The organism is Xanthomonas fragariae, assembly GCF_017603965.1.
Classification (GTDB): domain Bacteria; phylum Pseudomonadota; class Gammaproteobacteria; order Xanthomonadales; family Xanthomonadaceae; genus Xanthomonas; species Xanthomonas fragariae_A.
In genome coordinates, this window is record NZ_CP071955.1 from 1078208 (window position 1) to 1098176 (window position 19969).

General features: G+C 61.7%; 9 protein-coding genes and 2 pseudogenes. 3 read left to right on the forward strand and 8 right to left on the reverse strand.

Translation table 11 applies throughout. From position 1 onward, the window contains the following. Window positions 1-58: 58 nt before the first annotated feature. The 3 genes from J5I97_RS04975 to J5I97_RS04985 all read right to left on the reverse strand — a co-directional run bounded on the left by J5I97_RS04975 (window position 59) and on the right by J5I97_RS04985 (window position 3441). Window positions 59-2191, reverse strand: a complete 2133-nt coding sequence (locus J5I97_RS04975) for a TonB-dependent receptor family protein (RefSeq protein WP_208589629.1) — start codon at window positions 2189-2191, stop codon at window positions 59-61. Then, entirely contained in the window at window positions 2192-2953 is a 762-nt protein-coding gene (locus tag J5I97_RS04980; protein ID WP_208589631.1) for an HpcH/HpaI aldolase family protein, read from the reverse strand. 248 nt (window positions 2954-3201) lie between these two features. Then, window positions 3202-3441 carry a hypothetical protein gene (locus J5I97_RS04985; RefSeq protein WP_208591868.1) on the reverse strand — a complete coding sequence of 80 codons (240 nt, stop codon included), beginning with the start codon at window positions 3439-3441 and terminating at the stop codon, window positions 3202-3204. A gap of 443 nt (window positions 3442-3884) precedes the next feature. On the opposite strand from J5I97_RS04985, the gene J5I97_RS04990 reads away from it, so the two are divergent. Both J5I97_RS04990 and J5I97_RS04995 read left to right on the forward strand, forming a co-directional pair. Continuing rightward, window positions 3885-6314 carry a hypothetical protein gene (locus J5I97_RS04990; RefSeq protein WP_208589633.1) on the forward strand — a complete coding sequence of 810 codons (2430 nt, stop codon included), beginning with the start codon at window positions 3885-3887 and terminating at the stop codon, window positions 6312-6314. Window positions 6315-6536: 222 nt separating this feature from the next. Beyond that, a pseudogene (locus tag J5I97_RS04995) lies at window positions 6537-6996 on the forward strand (relaxation protein); the annotation flags it as partial. 145 nt (window positions 6997-7141) lie between these two features. Here J5I97_RS04995 and ybaL read toward each other — a convergent pair. The 5 genes and pseudogenes from ybaL to J5I97_RS05020 form a co-directional block, all read right to left on the reverse strand. Then, window positions 7142-8839 (reverse strand): YbaL family putative K(+) efflux transporter, encoded by a 1698-nt coding sequence (gene ybaL / locus J5I97_RS05000; protein ID WP_208589635.1) that lies wholly within the window; start codon window positions 8837-8839, stop codon window positions 7142-7144. A 536-nt stretch (window positions 8840-9375) separates the two neighbouring features. Then, complete coding sequence (locus tag J5I97_RS05005) at window positions 9376-11775, reverse strand: TonB-dependent receptor plug domain-containing protein (RefSeq protein WP_208589636.1); 2400 nt, start codon at window positions 11773-11775, stop codon at window positions 9376-9378. A gap of 325 nt (window positions 11776-12100) precedes the next feature. Then, the gene (locus tag J5I97_RS05010; protein WP_208589638.1) at window positions 12101-14488 is read right to left on the reverse strand and encodes a TonB-dependent receptor plug domain-containing protein; all 2388 of its coding nucleotides are present in this window, start codon (window positions 14486-14488) and stop codon (window positions 12101-12103) included. A gap of 269 nt (window positions 14489-14757) precedes the next feature. After that, window positions 14758-15193: pseudogene (locus J5I97_RS19800) on the reverse strand (VOC family protein). A 222-nt stretch (window positions 15194-15415) separates the two neighbouring features. Then, the gene (locus J5I97_RS05020) at window positions 15416-17803 is read right to left on the reverse strand and encodes a TonB-dependent receptor plug domain-containing protein (protein ID WP_208589640.1); all 2388 of its coding nucleotides are present in this window, start codon (window positions 17801-17803) and stop codon (window positions 15416-15418) included. A gap of 186 nt (window positions 17804-17989) precedes the next feature. On the opposite strand from J5I97_RS05020, the gene J5I97_RS05025 reads away from it, so the two are divergent. Further along, a complete protein-coding gene (locus J5I97_RS05025; protein WP_208589647.1) occupies window positions 17990-19924 on the forward strand; it encodes an ABC-F family ATP-binding cassette domain-containing protein in 1935 nt (644 codons plus the stop codon). Window positions 19925-19969 lie beyond the last annotated feature (45 nt).

Here is a 19969-nt window from a genome sequence, read left to right on the forward strand (position 1 = left end):
GGCGCGCATCGTGCGCGACGTTACAGCTGCGGTGGTCGATGCGATCACCGGGTTTATCTCAGAACGTGTATTCCAGCCCTGCGGTGACCGTGCGCGCAGGTGCGGCCTGACGTCCCCACGGGCTGTTATCCACGCCACGGAACCAGTACTGCCGATCGAACAGATTATTGATCGCCAGCGATGCGCTGAACTTTTGTCCGTTGCGTTCCAACAAGAGGTGGCTCACCTGTGTGTTCCACACCCAGTACGACGGCAATTCACCGACCGAGGCGATGGCGTTTTCTTGCACGGTGTTGGCCGCATCGCTGTAGGCCTTGCTGAAGTAGACGCTCGACAGTGCGACAGTGGTGCGACCGAACGCGTAGTTGCCGCTCAGGGTGATCTGATTGCGCGAGGTGTAGGGCACGCGCAAGCCGCGAAAGGCGCCAGATTCCTGGCTGGCATCCAGATACGCGTAGCCGGCGTTGAGGGTCAGTGCGCGTAGCTGCTCCGGGCTCCACTGCAGTTCCAGCTCGCCGCCTTGATGACGGGTCTTGCCGAGATTGCCGAATGCGCGCGTGGTGTTGTCCAGCTGGATCTGCCGATTGAAATCGATCAGATACGCACCGAGCTGGATGCGGGTGCGATCGTTGGGCTGATAACGCGCGCCGGCTTCGTAATTCCAGGCCAGTTCGGCATCCAGATTATTGCCGAAGATGATCTGGGTGACCTGTGGCGCGCGCATCGAACGCTGCCCATCTGCATAGAAAAACCACTGTTGGTTGGCCTGAAAGCCGACCGTCAGACCGGGCAATACATCGCGCGTCTGGTTGACCGTGCTGACGCCGGTGGCGCGGTTGAAATAGCGCGAGTCCAGCCGCTCGTAGCGCAGGCCCGGGGTGATGGTGAAGCGTTCGTCGGGCAGGGTGATCGCATTGCTGACATACGCCGCCAATGCGCGGTCTTCGAACTGCCAGTCGCGCACGGTGGTGAACAGGCCATCGCGCAGGCGCAGATTGCCGACCAGAAAATCGATGTCCTCACGCACCGCACGCGCACCGGCACTCCACTGCTGACGCACGCCCCCGGCATCGCCCATGCTCCAGGTCAGCTGCGGTTCGCTGCCGAACACACGGAAGTTGCGCGGTGCGGTCTGGCGCAGTTGCGGCGGCAGATCCGAGCGCCAGGTTTCGGTGGCTGCCTGACGCATGCCGACGATGAAATTGCGGCTGCTACGCGCGCTGAAAGTGGTCCAGTTCAGGCGCACATCCTTCATCGGGCCCCAATCGCCCAGCAACTGTTCGTAGCCCAGCGACGCACGCGTGGTGCGGCCGTTGAAGCTGTCCAGCGGGCGCATGGACTGGCGCAGGTCGCGCAGATAATTGTCCGGGCTCAGCGCACCGGCCAGATCCATGTCGACCAGATAGCGCTGCACGCTAGCCTTCAGCAGTTTGGTGTCGTCCAGCCACCATTCGGCACGCACGCGTAGATTGCCGATGTCGGTATCGCTATGCGCGCGCCAATACGCGCCGTCGGTGCGATTGGCATCGACCTGCATGCCGACGTTGTTGGTGAGATAGCCGCCGCTACTGAGAGCGCTGTCCTGCAGAAAACGGCCCTGGCCGCTTGCGGTGATCTTGTGCGCCAGCGTGGTGTTCCATTCGCTGGGGATCTGCTTGCTGACCAGATTGATCACCCCGCCCACGTTGTTCGGCCCGTACTGCACGGCCGCGCCGCCGCGCACGATGTCGATGCGATCGATCTGATTCAGACCTGCCGGAAACAGCGACAAACTGGTCTGCCCATACGGCGCCAGTGCGAGCGCAATGCCGTTTTCCAGCACCTGCACACGGCCGCTGCGGCTTTCGTAGAGACCACGCAGCATCAGCTGCGGCAGCGCGCCGGTACCGGTCTCATCGAAGATCTTGATGCCCGGCACGCGCTGCAAGACATCGTCCAGCGAACGGTTGCCGCCGTTGCGCAGTTGTTGGCGATCGATCACCTGGCGGCTACCGGCATAACGCTGCACATCGTCAGGTCTGGAGCGACCGAGCAGATTGCCTTCTACCTTGATCGCGTCCAGTCTACGGATCGGCGTGGCGCCATCGGTGGTATCGGCATCCGGCGTATCGACTGCGAACGCCGACAGCGGCATGGTCGCAGTGGCCGCAGCGATGGCGATGGCCAGGGCGTGGAAACGCAACGTCGACATCTACGGCGTGCTCCTGCTGGCTGGGAGTGAAGTGGGCGCGGCAAACGTGGCCAGGTGGCTGCGCAGTGCGCGTTGAATCAAGGCACGATCTTCCCCGGCGAGCAGCCAGCGCAGCTCCGGCTGTTGCAGCCAGTGCGCACGCTGCGCATTGGTGCGGGGGTTAGGGCAGAACGGCACATCGGCGGCACGGCATTGCGCATGCACTTGCAGCAGCAGTTCCCACACCCGCGGATGGGTGGGGTGCGCGCCAAGGCCCAGGTCCAGCGCAAGATCCAACGCGCCTTCCATCACCAGCGCCACGCCGGGCACCGCAAGCATTTCGGGCAGTGCGGCAATGCCGGCTGCGCTTTCGATCATCGGCACGATGCGGATATCGCGATTTGCCTGTGCGATATAAGTGGGCAAATCTACGTTGCCGAAGCCGGTGACGCGGCCACCGGTGATGCCACGCCGGCCCAGCGGCGGGAAGCGTGCGGCGGCGATGGCGTTAGCGAGTTGCGCTGCCGATTCGCTACGCGGAATCACGATCCCGCGCGCACCAGCATCGAGTACGCGGCCGATCAGCTTTTCGTCCACTTCAGGTACACGCACCCAGGCCTCGCAGCCGGAGAGTTCGCACGCGCCGATGGCGTGTTCCAGTGCGTCCGGCGCACGCAGCACATGCTCCAGATCGATCACCACAAAGCCATAGCCAATGCGGCCCAACAGCTCGCAGACCTGCACGCTTGGCACTGCATTGAGAACGCCAACCGCAAACGCCATGTAAGGGGCCGCCCAAGCGAAGTGGCGATCATCCTGCACTTGATGGGAATGATTATCAAGTGTATTACGTAACTGTTCTTGCGTAACCAGGGCACTTGAATGCTGCAGTTACTGTCCTTGGACCTGGCGGCATTTGCTGCTCCTGGCCGCATCGCGATGGGAGACCCCGCTAGCGTCGGTCGGAGGGATTTGCCGGAACTGTGCGTTGCTTCACTGTCGGAGCGGCTTAGGCTCTATGTGGCCAACATCTATGCGGCCAACATGATTCCGGAGATTTTCTTGCCCGCCTCATCACCCTTATGAGTGGCCGTGTCCGTGTTCTTAACGCTCTGCGCGTCCGCGATGCGAGGCGCGGTCTTCTTGCGTGCACCTTCAAGCAAAGCGCGGATCTGATCGAACTGCTCGCGGCTGATGTCACTGGGATAGCGCGTTCTCATCTCCACTATGATCCGATAATTCGAAAAGTCTTTGAACAGGCTCTTGGACATTCACGTCGATGTTCGGCAAACCCGCTACGCCTTCGCCATTTGCGCACCAGGTTTGCGATCGATCGATCACGATGCTCGATACGTGAGAGCTGGATCGGCAGCGCTTCGACCAGACAGCAAGCAAGGTCGCCAATGGCGCCAATGCGCGAGAGCTGGCGGTGTTCGGCGGATATCGCTGAGCCGCATCAGCTTGACCAGATCCAGGAACGAGCCGTCTTTTTCATCATGAAGCGGAGCGAAAAATGCGGGGCCCAAACCCAAAGAGCAGCAATCTGCGGACGCATTCCCAGAGCACCTACCAAAGCGTGCCAGCGAAGACTAATGGCGGGCCGGCGAGCACAGGCGCTGCTCCGTCCGGAATGCCATCGTCCTCAGCACCCTCAGGCGCCCTCAGCGAACTGGCAGCTCGACCGACCAACCGCCGTCGCACCGAGACATCTGCTGTGCGTTCGGCGCCGGGATCGGGATCGGGGATATTTCCGGCTCGGAACAGCGCATCGATACCGCTTCCCTTCGCGCTGCAGTACGACGACCTGCCCCCCAACAGTGATGTTCATCATTCTCTGCCTTGGCGCGCTGATGCGCCTGAGCCCCACTGGGCAACAGTGCAGCAGCCCGCTTCTGAAGATCCGGTAGTTCATGCAGAACGTCAGGCACCAGTTGATCGTCCATCAACCTCGTGCAATAAGCACTTGTTCGCCAAGCTAAGCGACAAGATTCGACATGGGACCGGGCGGTCATGCTCCGAGGGAGTCTATCCAGCCGACAGGAAACTCATCGCGCGGTTTGTAGACGGTGCCGTGGGGCTGGAGAAAAACTTCGATACCGTAGAAAAATACACCAATTTGTTGATGAATTTTAGCGATTGGCTCAGACGGCAGAACAAGCGTGGGCTGCAAGAGCGGCTCTTCAAAGACGAGCTGACACGCGATGCCTCGACGTTGCTAAACGGGAGCAAATCCAATCGTCTGAACGCGGCACTGAAGCATCTGCGTGCCGTGGAATCTACCACCCACGGAACGCTAAAGATCCGGGGTTTCTGCCGCCACCAGGCTCCTGAAGGTGATGAACAACTGATCAATCGTGCGCTTTCTGCTTACAGCGATTATGCAAGCACGTTGCGTGCGTTCAGTGCATGGCTCGATGCCACGGGTAAAGCACCATTGTGCGCACCGAACAGGCTGCACTCCAAAACCTTGATGGATGAGGCGCGCGCCTTTGCAAAAACGGGCGTGTCGACCAGTAAAAGTTCGGTTAGGGCGCTGCGGCAACTGCAGACCTTTGACCGCACCGGAACGACGGCCATCGTAAAGAAGCTTAATACCCGTGAGATCCCCGAAGTCGACCACCAACTCAGCGAGCAATTTAAAGCTGCTTTGGTGGCGTCCGGCCGCGACAAGAAATATGCTGGCGGGCGAAGCTATGCTTATCATATGTCAGTCTTTGTTCGCTCCTTCAGCGCTTGGCTACAGGAGAATAATAAGGCACCACTGGCATTGCGTTTACACGACCGAACGTTGGATGACGATTTGGTTCCCTACTTGGATAGCAAAAGCGCAAGTTACCGCAAATTCATTGTGGGCAGACTGAAGCAACTGCGCGAGATATTTCCTCCTGACCTGCAGTCCCCCGCCCTCGGAAGCAGCGCTGAACCGTCGGGATCCTCTTACTCCTCCCTGCTTTCACCTACTCCTCCAGATGGATTGCCGCAGGCGCCTGAAAACGTCTTGACTCCCGATACGCCCGAGGAGGAAATGGCGGGGCCTTCGTTGCCAGCCCAACCCGAAGCGTCGAGTCCCATATCCGAATTCGACTGGGATGCAATGGATGAAGTGGATGGTTTGCAGCCGCCGCCTCAAAGCAGCTGGACTCTCGAGACACTTGCGGATGAGTTGATGGCACCTTCGTGGTCGGAGCAGCCCGGGGCGTCGAGTTCCACTTTTCCATTCGACTCGGATGCAGTGCATCAAGCGGGTGGTTTGCCGCAGGCGTCTCAAAGCAGCTGGACTCTCGAGACACTTGCGGATGAGTTGATGGCACCTTCGTGGTCGGAGCAGCCCGGGGCGTCGAGTTCCACTTTTCCATTCGACTCGGATGCAGTGCATCAAGCGGGTGATTTGCCGCAGGCGCCTCAAAGCAGCTGGACTCTCGAGACACTTGCGGATGAGTTGATGGCACCTTCGTGGTCGGAGCAGCCCGGGGCGTCGAGTTCCACTTTTCCATTCGACTCGGATGCAGTGCATCAAGCGGGTGGTTTGCCGCAGGCGCCTCAAAGCAGCTGGACTCTCGAGACACTTGCGGATGAGTTGATGGCACCTTCGTGGTCGGCGCAGCCCGGGGCGTCGAGTTCCACTTTTCCATTCGACTCGGATGCAGTGCATCAAGCGGCTGATTTGCCGCAGGCGCCTCAAAGCAGCTGGACTCTCGAGACACTTGCGGATGAGTTGATGGCACCTTCGTGGTCGGAGCAGCCCGGGGCGTCGAGTTCCACTTTTCCATTCGACTCGGATGCAGTGCATCAAGCGGGTGGTTTGCCGCAGGCGCCTCAAAGCAGCTGGACTCTCGAGACACTTGCGGATGAGTTGATGGCACCTTCGTGGTCGGCGCAGCCCGGGGCGTCGAGTTCCACTTTTCCATTCGACTCGGATGCAGTGCATCAAGCGGGTGGTTTGCCGCAGGCGCATGAAAGCAGTTGGGATCTCAAGAAACTTGTGGAGGAGGAAATGGGGCTTTCGGGGTTGGCCCAATCCGGAGCGTCGATTTCCAACTTTGCATTCGACTGGAATGCGCTGCATCCGGAAAATGCAGTGCCGCACTGCAACACCGCTATGCAGCAAGCGTCATTACCGACCTTCGACGAGGATGACAGTTAACCTAAATGGAAACATGGCCCATAGCCTGTTTCCGAATGGCTATGGCATCATGGGGTTTGCGATCGGCAGATCGTTCTTGTCCGCAACGCGGACTATCCCGTCGTTGCTATACAGAGCACAGTCAATGTGTTGAACCAGACCCGACTTTATCTCAATCCGTATTTTTCAAGTGGCTGAGCGATTTTCCTTATCGTGTGTAAACGTTAGCAGCGTCTTCCGTAGCAGCTGGAGCAGGTAGCGCAGTCGTTGCCTGGGGTGTTGCCCGTTCGACGGAACAGATACTGCAGCGCGTCCCTGACACGTTGATTGGCAGTATCCAGCAGGGCATTGACCGACCAGTCGCCGGTTTCGAGAAGCGGGCAGCAGGCCGGTCGCTTGATCGGCGACGGCGCGCAGTCCCTGTCCGATCAACTCCGACGCATCGAGCGCGGGCAGCTCCTGTTGTTGTGGAAAGGTGCGACGGTCATCTTGGGCAGTCTGCTGCTGTTGCTGGGCGGCGGCGGATGGTCGCTGATCCAGTATCGCCAGGAGATCGGCGATAACCAGTTGCGTGCCGAGCAGTTACGCGCCTACAACGCCGCCGACGTGACACTATGCGGCGGTCGGCTGTGTGCCAATGTCGAGATCAAGAGCGCTGGCTTCGACGATCGCCGGCAAGTATCGGCTGGTCAAGCCGCGCTGATTTCGGCAGCGCCAGAGGCATTGCCTGCCGCATATCCTGGCTTGGCAAACGTGGCGCGCGCGGCGGGGGCAGGCTCCATTGCTGGCGCATGGCGCATCAGCTTGCTCGGCGATGGACTGGACGCCGTTGGAATACGCGGCAGGCATCACGACGCTGGCACCTTCAACGCCCGATACGGCGGGGTGGACATCACCATCTCGGCCAGCGAATAGGCCAGCTCGCGTTCGGCCAGCACCGCGCCGTCGGCGCCGTGTTCGAGCAGATGCTTGACCTCGGTATCGCTATGGGCGCGCGCCAGCAGCGTCAGCGACGGGTTGATCGCGCGCAGCTTGGTTAACGCTTCACCGGCTTCCAACGGTTGCGGAATGGCCAAAATCGCGATCTTTGCATGCTCTGGGCGCGCTTCGGCCAACACGCGATCGGCTGCCGCGCTACCACGGATGCCGGGGATACCGGCGGCATGCGCTTTGGCTACATGGTCGCCGTTGTCGTCGATCACCAGCAACGGCACGCCACGGCTGCGCAGCAGCTGCGCCAGTGCGCTGCCGACGCGGCCGTAGCCGATCACGATGGCGTGGCCGTCCAGCGGCAGCGCCGGGCCGGGTGGCGTCTCCGGCTGCGCTGCCGTGGGTGCGCCCTGCGTCTGTTTAGCCTGCCAACGGTCCAGCAAGGAGAACAGGAACGGGTTGGCGATGATCGACAACAGCGCGCCGGCCAGGATCAGATCGCGCCCGGTTTCGGGCAGGATCGCCAACTGCACACCCAGCCCGGCAAGAATGAAGGAGAACTCGCCGATCTGCGCCAGGCTGGTGGAAATGGTCAGCGCCGTGCCGGTGGGGTGGCCGAACGCGCGCACGATCACGAACGCAGCCAGCGACTTGCCGAGGGTGACGGTCAGGAACGTGGCCAGCACCTGCCATGGATGTTCGACCAGGATCATTGGGTCGAACAACATGCCCACAGACACGAAGAACAGCACCGCGAACGCATCGCGCAACGGCAGCGAATCGCTGGCGGCCTTGTGGCTGAGTTCGGATTCCTTGAGCAACATGCCGGCGAAGAACGCACCCAGCGCGAACGACACGCCGAACAGCTTCGCCGATACGAACGCCACGCCCAGCGCGATGCCGAGCACGGCCAGGGTGAACAGTTCGCGCGAGCCGGTGGCGGCGACCTTTTCCAGCGACCACGGAATCACCCGGCGCCCGATCACCAACATCACCGCCACGAATGCGACCATCTTCAGCACGGTCAAGCCGAGCGCGGCCAGCAGCGAGGTGGACCCGCCAGTGTGCGTGGCCGCCGGTGCGCCGATGCCCAGCACCTCGGCCAACGCCGGCAACATCACCAGCGCGATCACCATCGCCAGGTCTTCGACGATCAACCAGCCCACTGCGATGCGGCCACGCTGAGTTTCCAGCAAGCGGCGTTCTTCCAATGCCCGCAGCAAGACCACGGTACTTGCCACCGACAGCGCCAGACCGAACACCAGGCCATGCATCAACGGCCAGCCCATGCTCCAGGCCAGCGCCCAACCGAGCAGTGTGGCCACCACGATCTGCGCCAGCGCACCGGGAACCGCGATCCACTTCACTTCCATCAAATCGTCGAGCGAGAAGTGCAGGCCCACACCGAACATCAGCAACATCACACCCAGCTCGGACAACTGATTGGCCATGGTCTGGTCGGCCACGAAGCCGGGCGTGAACGGACCAACGCAGACACCGGCAAGCAGATAGCCGACCAGCGGCGAGAGTTTCACTTTCTGTGCGAGCGTGCCCAGCACGAAAGCGACCGCGAGGCCGATGGCGATAATGTCGATGAGGCTGGTGTCGTGATGCATTCCTATCCGTTGTGGGACTGTCCCAAAGAACGTCGAGGCCGACCCGGCCAAGGGCGCTGCGCCGGGCCTTGCCTGCTGGCATTGCGTGGTGATGGCTGGCGTCCTGCGCCGGGATCAGGACCGCACAGCAGGTCCAGTTAGTGTGGATGTCTATAGCACACAGCGCATGATTAACGCGATGCGACATGCACCGCTCGTGCGCATGAGAGATGGCGGCGTTGGGCCGCGTTTGGATCGCACGGTAATGCCGATGCCTTTACGACATCGAGACCGATATCGAGACCGCTGCGGCCGCGGCCGCAGTCGTCCAGCATCGCACCGATGCAGTTGCGCGTGCGCCATCATCTATCGCGTGGCGCCACTGGCCGGACCGACATGGTCGATTCTCGCCCTCTCCGCATGTGATGCGGATGCATATGGCATCAAATCGAATTTGACGACAAGGCGAGGCGCGCAACGACAGACACCGCCGAGCGATCGGCGGTGTCTGTCGTTGCGAAAGAGCCGATCGGAGGCTCCGATCGGCTCTTTACTGATCAGAACCGGTAGGTGACCCGGCCGTACCAGTAACGTCCGTTAAAGCCGAACGGCGATAGCGACGAATATTGCAGACCGCCAGCGCGGTCGTCGTAGGCGGTGGTCAGCTGCACCTTGGTCGGATACTGATTGGTGATGTTGTCGACACCGACGGTGACGGTGAATGCGTTCCAGGTCTGGCTGGCTGCCAGATTCAGCAGCCAACGCGCGTCGTAGGTCTGATCCTGGCTGCCATCGGCCGGGTCGCTGATGCGCTTGATCGAGCCGTAGCGAGTGGCGTTGAAGTTGAGCTCAAACCCGCCCAGCGTCCAATCTGACGACGCCATGTACTTGGTCCGTGGCGTGGCATCGGTAAGCAGACCCTGGCTGGCGCGTCCGAAGTTCGGGTTGGACAACTCCAAGATAGCGGTCTTGTTGTAGTTGGCGCTCGCGCTCAGGTTGAGCTTGCCGTACTCGCCCAGATCGGCGAGGTAGCTGTTGATCCAGTCCACGCCGCGGGTGCGGCTGGTAGCGCCATTGACGAAGAACTGCACCGCAGCGACCTGGCCGATCGGCTGCGCCAGCTGCAGCTGGTCCGAATACAGGATCTGATCCCAGATGCGGATCTGATAAACGTCCAGGCTGGAAGTGACGTTGGACGTCGGCTGCCATACACCGCCGAGACCGTAATTGGTGGATTTTTCCGGGCTCAGCGGACCGGCGCCCAGGGCAACCGCTACCGGGTCGGAGGTGCGATAGGTGCCGACCTGCACCAGCCCGCCGTTCCCGGTCAGGGTCACCACCGACGCATAGTTCTGCTGTGCCAGCGACGGCGCGCGGAAGCCGTTGGAAATGGTGCCGCGCAGCGAGAACGTATCGCGGAACGCGTAGCGCGCCGACACCTTGCCCGAGCGCGTTGAGCCGGCATCGCTGTAGTTTTCATAGCGCCCGGCGATGCCGCCGGACAGCTTGTCGGTGATGTCCGCTTCCAGGTTGGCGTAGACCGCGTTGCTGTGGCGCCCGAACTTGCCGGCGACCGACGGCTCTAGGCCCGAGAACACCTGTGCACCGCCCGGGTAGGGCTCGCTGGTGTCGGGATTGATGGTGTTCGGGTCGAAAAAGTACGAGTCCGGCGAGCCGGCGGTGATCTGGTAGCGGTCCTGTCGATGCTCGGCGCCGAAGGCGACATTGATCGGATACGCCAAGCCCCAATCGAAGGATTTGTTGACGTCCAGGTTAATCGTGCCCTGCTCGGTTTCGAAGCCACCGGAATTGAAGTTGGTCGGCGAACTGCCGGTGGTCCAATACAGATTGGTGTTGATTGTGTTGAGGATGTTGAAGGTCATGTCGTTCTTGCCGTAAGTGGCCGACAGATCCCAATTCCATTCGCTTGCGGTGCTGCCTTTCAGGCCCAAAACGGCCGAGCGGTCGTTGGTGGGGTTGTAGATCTGCGGCAGGAACCCATTCGGATAAATCGCCTGCACGTTGCGGTTGGTGTTGTCGGCAGCGCGGTAGTAACCGTTGGAGGTGACTTCGCGACGGCTCATGCTGAGGTGGCCATACAACTCCAGAGTCGGCGAAAACGCGTAACCGAAGGCGGTCAGGCCTTGATAGAAGTTGGACGCCGGGTCGCCATGGCGCTGATACGGAACACCGCCGGGATTGTCTGTGCCCGGAACCGTGGTGGCGCGGTTGGTGTTCTCGCCACGGTTGGTGCTCATGGTGTTTTGGTAGTTCCAGGACAGCCGCACCCAGCCTGGTGCCTTGTCGCCGCCAGTGCCGCCGAATGCCTGGCCGACCGAGCCGTCGATGCCGTTCTGCTCGCCATCGCCCTTGTCCATGATGCCGCCGTTGACCGAAATGCTGTTGCTGCCGACATCGGCGCCATGCTTGAGCACGATGTTGACCACGCCTGCAATGGCATCGGAGCCGTATTGCGCCGAAGCGCCGTCACGCAGTACTTCGATGCGTGCGATTGCAGACATCGGCAACGAGTTCAAATCTGCAGGCGCAGAACCGCGGCCGACATACGGGTTGTAATTGATCAGCGACGAGGTGTGATAGCGCTTGCCGTCGACAAGCACCAGCACCGCATCCGGCGACAGGCCGCGTAATGTTGCCGGGCGCGAGGCGTCGTTACCGTCGGAAATCGCCGGGCGTGGGAAATTCAGCGACGGCAACAATTTGCCGAGTGCGGTGGCGATGTCGGTCGCACCGGTAGCCTGCAGCGATTGCTCGGTGATGATGTCGATCGGCGATTCGGATTCGGCCACCGTACGATCGCTCACTCGCGTGCCGGTGACGATCAAAGTGTCCAGGGTTTTCTGCGGCTGGGTCGGCTGCGACTGCGCACTCGCAGCGAACGAACAGACGGTGAGTGCGACCGAAATCGCAAGCGAGAGTGCGTTGGAGGTGTGCATGGGAATCAAGGCTCGAAAGTGGATGGTGGACGCAGCGATGAAGCGCGCGTAATGCCGGGGGATTGCGATTGCGTACGGGTGATCGATGGTGCCTGCGCTCCGGGTGTTGCCGCAGTGCGGTGCGGCACGTGCAGGCAGGACATCTGATCTGCACGCGGTGTCTCGCGGTGCGCATCCTTGCTGAAAGACGCGTTGTTGGATCTCCTGCTCTCTCATCGGCGAGAGAGCAGAAGCATTGCCGTGTTGCCTGTATTGCTTGCAACGCCTCGGCATGGCGTTGCAGTGCGATGCAAACGCTGGCCGCTGCCGACCAGCGCGCGGCGGTTTACCACTTGTAACTCACGTTGGCGTACACGAGCGCACCGTTGAAACCAAACGGTGAGGCGCTGCTGTACGGCAGATAGGTGCGTGTGCCCAGCCCGGCTTCTTGGCGGTCCGGATATTCGTTGAGCACGTTGTCGCCACCGATGGTGAAGTTCCAATTGTTCAACTTGTAGGACGCCGCCAGATCCAGCGTCCACTTGGCCGCGTAGGTCTGGTCGCTGCCAGCATTGGTGCCGAAGGTGCTGAACTCGCCCCAACGCGTGGCGGTGCCGGTAAACGACCAGTTGCCAGGCGACCAGGTGCCGCCCAGGAAGAACTTGTCGCGCGGCGTGCCTTCGGTGATGCGACCGAGTTCGGCACGGCCGATGCGCACCGCACCCGGATCGATCGCTTCCAGCGCTGCCGGGTTGTCGGCAATCCGTTTCACTTCGGTTTTGTTGTAGTTGTAACCGGAGGTCAGCTCCACGCTGCCGCTGTCCAGATTCCAGCGATACGTACCGACCGCATCCAAGCCCTGGGTCTTGGTGTCCACCGCATTGGTGAAGTAACGCCCGCCACCGATGCCTGGGAAGCCATTGGCCTGCAGATAGTTGCGCGCTGCCGTGGAGGTGAGGTTCTCCGACAGCACGATGCGGTCATCGATATCGATGCGATACGCATCGACGGTGATGTAGAGGTTTTCGACCGGCTGCAGCACTACGCCCAAGCCGTAGTTCTTGGATTCTTCGGCCTTCAAGGGCTCGGCGCCGAGTGCGATCGCGGCCGGGTTGTCGGTACGGAAAGTGCCGATCTCGAACGGGGTCGCGGTAACCGTGCCATTGGGCTGTGCCACGTTGAGGAACTGGGTGGCGATCGACTGGAAGTTCTGCTGCTGCAACGAGGGCGCGCGGAAACCGGTGGAGGCCGTTGCACGCAACGCGACCTTGTCGTTGAACGCGTAGCGCAGCGACAGCTTGCCGGTGGCGGTATCGCCGAAGTCGCTGTACTTCTCGTAACGCCCGGCCAGGCCTGCCGATAATTTGTCGGTCAGATCCGCTTCCAGATCCACATATGCCGAGTGGCTGTTGCGGTTGTAGTAACCGGCATCGGACAACTTGAAGCCCGGGAACACCTGTGCGCCGGGAAGCAATGCACCGTTCTCAGACGCAATGCCGCCATTGGCCGAGGAGGCTGCATCGCCGGGCGACTGATTGAACTTCTCGCCGCGCCATTCCGCACCGAAAGCCAGCGTGACCGGATAGGCCAGGCCCCAATCGAGCGTCTTGGTGAAGTCGGCATTGAGCACGTTCTGGGTGACTTCCAGCGTGCCGGCGTGGAAATCGGTGGGGCTGGTCACGCCCAGGCTGTTGTTCAAGCTGTTACGCACATCGAAGGTGAGATTGTTCTGGCCGTAGTTGTAGCTCAGATCGATGTTCAAGCCGCCTTCGGTGGAGGTCTTCAACCCGCCCACCCACGAGACGTCCTTGCTGACGTTGTAGATTTGCGGCAGGAAGCCGTTCGGATAGATTTCCGGGCGATTGCGGTTGTCGCCGGCGAAGCGGAAATAGCCGTTGGACAGCACTTCGCGACGGCTGACCATGCCGAACGAGTAGAAGGTCAGATAATCGGTGGGGCTGTATTGGCCATTGAACGACATCGCACCCTGGTCGATCTCGGGGTCACCGTAACGCTGCTCCACGCGGCCCTGGAACGGCAGTGCGCGGTTGGTCTGATCCGAGTGCCCGGCCTGCGCGGCCAGATGCACCTTGCCGGTTCCGGCGAAGCTGAAGCCGGCATCGCCGGACAGCTGATACTGCTCGCCGTCGCCAGCGCTGTACTTGCCGTAGCGGCCATTGACGCTGCCGCCTTCACCGCTGCCCTTGAGCACGATGTTGATCACGCCGGCGATAGCGTCCGAGCCGTATTGCGCCGAGGCACCGTCGCGCAGCACTTCGATGCGCTCCACTGCGGCGATCGGAATGGTGTTGAGATCAGCCGGCGACGAGCCGCGGCCCTGGGTATCGTTGAGATTGATCAGCGCAGTGCTGTGATAGCGCTTGCCGTTGACCAGCACCAGCACCTGGTCGGGAGACAGGCCGCGCAGCTGCGCCGGGCGCACCGCGTCCGAACCGTCCGAGATTGCCGGGCGAGGGAAATTCAACGAGGGGATCGCGCGTGACAGCGCGGTAGCCAACTCGGTGGTGCCAGTCGATGCCAGTGCTTGTGGCGAAATGATGTCGATCGGCGATGCAGATTCGGCCACGGTGCGATCGGCCACGCGCGTGCCGGTCACAATCAACGTGTCGAGGGTTTTCTGGGTAGGAGCTTGTGATTGCGCGGATGTGGTTGAAGCGGAAAACGACAAACCAAGAACAACGGCGACTGCGAGTGGACTGGTCTTGCAATTCATGCGGTGACAACTCCGAGTGGGGAACGGATGCATCGCAGGGACCCTCCCGGGCCGCGTCCGGCGGCAGCTGCGGTGCGCTCTCAACCATTAACCACGCGTAACCACATGTCAAATTTTGGTTACGCTGCGCAAGCGGCTGGCATACGTAGCGTGTCGATGACATCGTTGTCATAATGCACCAAAGTGATGCATTGCATGCGCCCAGCCTGCTATTGCGGGGTCTGGCTTGCACCATCATGGACATCGATACCAGTTATGAAACTTCTGCATCAAACTGTGATCTGCACCGCATCGGCACTGCGTTGCGCAGCACGATGGAATACGGCTTCGATCGTGTTGCCATGCGAATCGATCGCCAACGCGGTGTAAGCGCGGTGTAGGTAGTCCCGGTGATACGGCCACCCAATCGGGCGCGCTGTTGTCGCGACCACCATGGACAAGTGCAGCGTGATGAAAATGCACGTCCCTCAACGTGCAGAACACGCTCTCAAGTGATGACGGCTGGTCAGTTCGCTTTGCGCAACGGTGTCGCGGTCGAAGATCAATAGCTCATCGGCCCGTAAGAAACCCTCGCCCTTGTCACCGATCGGGATGCCGAGGACCTTGAGTGCGCCCTGGTAGAAACGTTGGCTGGCCGGCAGGTCCTGTAAGAGCCAGATGCGGGTGACCGATCAAGCGTCCGCGGGACAGCTGCGCTGCTTCCATGGTGCGTGCTCCGGCGGTGAAGGGAGTACTGGTGACGGCACCCTAAAGCCGGTAGCTCTTCACATTGCATCGATGCATGCTGCCCGATGGCTGCATGGACACGCTCAGCCAAAACGCACACGCCCCGGACTGGCCGGGGCGTGCGGTCAAACATCGACATCTCATCGTGCGGTGAGCCAGATCAACAAACCTCGCACGGCTTGGCGCTGTTGATTGCAGCGCTTACCAGCGGTAGTTGATGCGGCCGTACACATAAGCACCGTTGAAGCCGAACGGCGACAGGTTGCTATACGGGAACTGCCCGCTGGTGGAGTTGGCGACGTTGTTCTCATCCGGGTACTCGTCGAGCAGGTTGTCCGCGCCCAGCGTCAGCGTCCAGCGATCGACCTTGTAGCTGGCCGACGCATCCATCACCCACTTGGCGCCGAAGGTCTGGTCGTTGATGGCCTCGGCCGGGCGAGTGCTGTACTTGCCATAGCGCGTTGCACCCAGCGCCAGCGTCCAGTGCTCCAGGTTCCAGCTGCCATTTATCAGGAACTTGTCGCGCGGAAAGCCTTCTTCGATACGGCCACGCTCGGTGCGATCGATGCGTTCCAGTCTCAATCCGTTGGACGATAGGGCAGCCGGGTTATCGGCGACGCGGCGTACTTCGGTTTCCGAGTAGTTGTAACCTGCGGTCAGGTCCACGCTGCTGGCGGCGAGCTGCCAGCGGTAGCTGCCCACTACGTCCACACCACGCGTGCGGGTATCTACCGCATTGGTGAAGTAGCGCCCGCCGTTGATGCCGAAGATGCCCTGCGATTGCAGCAGACTACGCACGCCGGTGCCGGTGAGGTTGGACGACAGCACGATGCGGTCGTCCACATCAATCTGGTAAGCATCCACGGTGAGATACAGCGCGTCGCTCGGCTGCAATACCAGGCCCAGGCTGTAGGACAATGAGGTTTCCGCATCCAGCGGCTCGGACCCCAGCGCGCGCGCAACGGTGCTGTCGGCGGGGAAGGTGCGGATTTCGAACGGGTTCGGATTGCCGGCCAGGAAGGTGGTGCTGGTGGACTGGAAATACTGCTGCGCCAGCGATGGCGCCCGGAAGCCCGACGACACCGTGCCGCGCAGCGCGATCTTGTCGGTGAACGCGTAGCGCCCCGACAATTTGCCCGAGGCCAGGCTGCCGAAATCGTTGAAGTCTTCGTAACGCCCTGCCAGGCCGGCAGAGAACTTGTCGGTGAAATCGACTTCCAGATTCGCGTACAGTGCGTAGCTGTCACGCCAATACTGCCCGGACACGCTAGGTGCGAAACCGCCGAAGCCCTGCGCACCACCTGCCAGCGTGCCGCTCTGGAAGTACGAGCCCACTTCGCCTGGCGACTGGTTCCACTTTTCGTTGCGGTATTCGGCACCGAAGGCCACTGTCGCCGGATACGCCAGACCCCAGTCGAAGCCACGCTTGATATCGATGTTGACGATGTTCTGCGTGGTTTCCAATGCACCGTCGTAGAAGGCCGTTGGCGAGGCCGGCCCCAGGCTCACATTGAGCGTATTGCGGGTGGAGAAATCGATCTTGTTGTAGCCGTAGTTGTAGCTGGCATCCCAGTCCCAACCGCTGGCGGTGGAACCGCGCACGCCGGCCACCAGCGAGCGGTCCTTGGCGTAGGTCTGGATTTGCGGCAGAAAGCCCTGCGGATAGATCGAAAGGATGTTCTGGCTGATGTTGCCAGGCGCGCGGAAGAAAGCGAACGAGGTGATGTCGCGGTTGCTGACGGTGGCGAACGCGTAGCCGGTGATGCTGTCGCTGAAGGCGAATTCGGTGTTGGCCGAGACCGCCTGCGCATTGACGTCCGGGTCGCCGATCTTGAACGCCTTCTGGCCCACTGCCGGCTGCGAGGCGCTGGATGCGCCAGCGTAGGCACGCGCACGGTCGGTCGGGTCCTGCTGGTTGAGCTGGGCGGCCACATGCAGCCAGCCGCGATCGCCGCCGTAGGCCACGCCGGTGTCGCCGGACAGCTCGTAATTGCTGCCATCGCCTGCCGAATACTGGCCGAAGCCAGCCTGCAGGCTGCCGTCTTCTTTTGCACCCTTGAGTACGATGTTGATCACGCCGGCGATGGCATCGGAGCCGTATTGCGCCGATGCGCCGTCACGCAGCACTTCCACGCGGGCAATCGCGGCGACCGGAATGGTGTTCAAGTCCACCGCCACCGCGCCACGGCCGATGGTGCCGTTGAGGTTGAGCAGCGAGGAGGTGTGGCGGCGCTTGCCGTTGACCAGCACCAGCACCTGATCCGGCGACAGCCCACGCAGCTGCGCGGGGCGGATCGCGCTGGTGCCGTCGCTCAACGCCGGGCGCGGGAAGTTCAGCGAGGGCAGTGCACGTGCCAGGGCGGTTGCCAACTCCGGGGTGCCGGTGGCCTGCAGCGATTCGGCGCTGATGATGTCGATCGGCGACTGCGATTGCGCCACGCTGCGGTCTGACACGCGGGTGCCGGTGACGATGATCGTATCCAGCGTATTGGCGGCAGCCGTGGCCGGTGCGCCGGTCTGGGCGAGGGCGGGGGACGCGAGCAGCGCTGCAACGACGGCGATCGTGAGCGTGGACAACGGGTAATTCATGACAGTTCCGAATAAGGGTTCATGCAGGACCAGCGAGGCTAGGCAGGCTACGGTCGCGTTAAGGCAGAGGAGGGTAGTCAGTCCGAAAGCGATCCGAAAGCGATAATTATTCGCTAACGCTAGAATGTCGTCGCAGGAATGCTGCTCATCTGCGGATTCCTTTTCGTTCTATCGGACTGTTCATCAATGATTTCCCTGCGCAATTTCTCCATGCGACGCGGCGAGCGTCTGCTGTTGTCCAACGTCGACTTGACCATGCATGCCGGCTACCGCGTCGGTGTGGTGGGCCGTAATGGTACCGGTAAGTCGAGCCTGTTCGCCGCGGTAAAGGGCGAACTGGAAGCGGACAAGGGCGATGTCGACCTGCCCGGCAAGGTCCGCACCGCCAGCGTTTCGCAGGAGACTCCGTCGCTACCAGACCCGGCGTTGTCGTTCGTGCTTGGCGGCGATATCGACGTGTCCGCGATCCTGCAGGAAGAGGCCGCGGCCACCGCGCGCGAGGACTGGGAAGCGGTCGCCAACGCGCACCAGAAGATGGCCGAACTCGGCGCCTACGACGCCGAAGCGCGCGCCGGCAAGTTGCTGCACGGCCTGGGCTTCCCGGCCGACACCCATCACCGCGCGGTGTCCTCGTTCTCCGGCGGCTGGCGCGTGCGTCTGAATCTGGCGCGCGCGCTGATGATGCCCAGCGACCTGCTATTGCTGGACGAACCGACCAACCACTTGGACATGGACGCGGTGCTGTGGCTGGAACAGTGGCTGCTCAAATATCCGGGCACCTTGCTGCTAATCAGCCATGACCGCGAGTTCCTCGACAACGTCGCCACGCACACGCTGCATCTGCATGGCGGCACCGCCAAGCTGTATGTCGGCGGCTATACCGACTTCGAGCGTCAGCGCATCGAGCACCTGCGCCAGCAGCAGATCGCCCACGACAAGGAACAGGCCGAGCGCGCGCATCTGCAGAGCTTCATCGACCGCTTCAAGGCGCAGGCCAGCAAGGCCACTCAAGCGCAGAGCCGCATGAAGCGCCTGGCCAAGATGGCCGGCACCGAGGTAGTGCGTGCCGAGCGCGAATTTCGTATCCATTTCGCTCAGCCCAACCGGCTGCCGTTTTCGCTGATTCGTTTGAATCATGCGGCGTGCGGGTATGCGGCTTCGCCGCGGGAGTCGGGAGTGGGGATTTGGGATTGGCAAAAGCCTGCCAATGCCGAACCCCACATCTCCAATTCCGTCACTGTGCTGCACGATGTCGGATTTGGATTGGAGGCTGGCGATCGCATTGGTCTGCTGGGTCCGAACGGCGCGGGTAAGACCACGCTGGTCAAGACCTTGGTCGGAGAGTTGGCGCCGTTGGCGGGCGAGCGTAGTGCGCATCCGGATCTGCGCATTGGCTACTTTGCCCAGCACACGGTGGAGTCGTTGCACGAAGGTCAATCGCCGATGGACCACTTCCGCGACCTGTCGCCGGATGGTTCCAATCAGGCGTTCCGCGACTTTCTGGGTAAGTGGAACTTTGCCGGCGACCGCGCATTCGAAGCAGTGGATGGCTTCTCCGGTGGCGAGCGCGCACGTTTGGCGCTGGCGCTGATCGCCTGGCAGCAGCCGAACGTACTGCTGCTCGACGAACCGACCAACCACTTGGATCTGGAAATGCGCGAAGCGCTGGCCGAAGCGCTCAGCGATTTCGAAGGCGCGATCGTGATGGTCTCGCACGACCGCCACCTGATCGGCCTGGTTTGCGATAGTTTCTGGCGTGTGGCCGATGGGGTGGTTGAGCCGTTTGCCGGCGATCTGGACCAATACGCGGCCTGGCTGCGCAGCCGCCCGGCCGCGCAAGGCACCAAGCAGAAAATGGCCGAATTCGCCCCGTCCCCGCCACCGCCGACCAAACCGCTACCGCCGAAAAAAGCCGTCAACCCGCACAAGCTGGCCAGCGCCGAAAAGCGCGTGGGCCAGCTGGAAGCCGCGCTGGCGGAACTGGATCGCCAACTCGCCAACCCGACCAACTATCCCGACAGCGACAAGATGGCCGTGCTCGGCCGCGACCGTGAGACGACCGTGCAGCAGTTGGCGGCGGCGGAAGCGGCGTGGATGGAGTTGATTGAGGGCGCTGTTTGATCGTTCGTCGTGCAGGTGCGGTCGCACACGGGGTTTGCCGGCCAG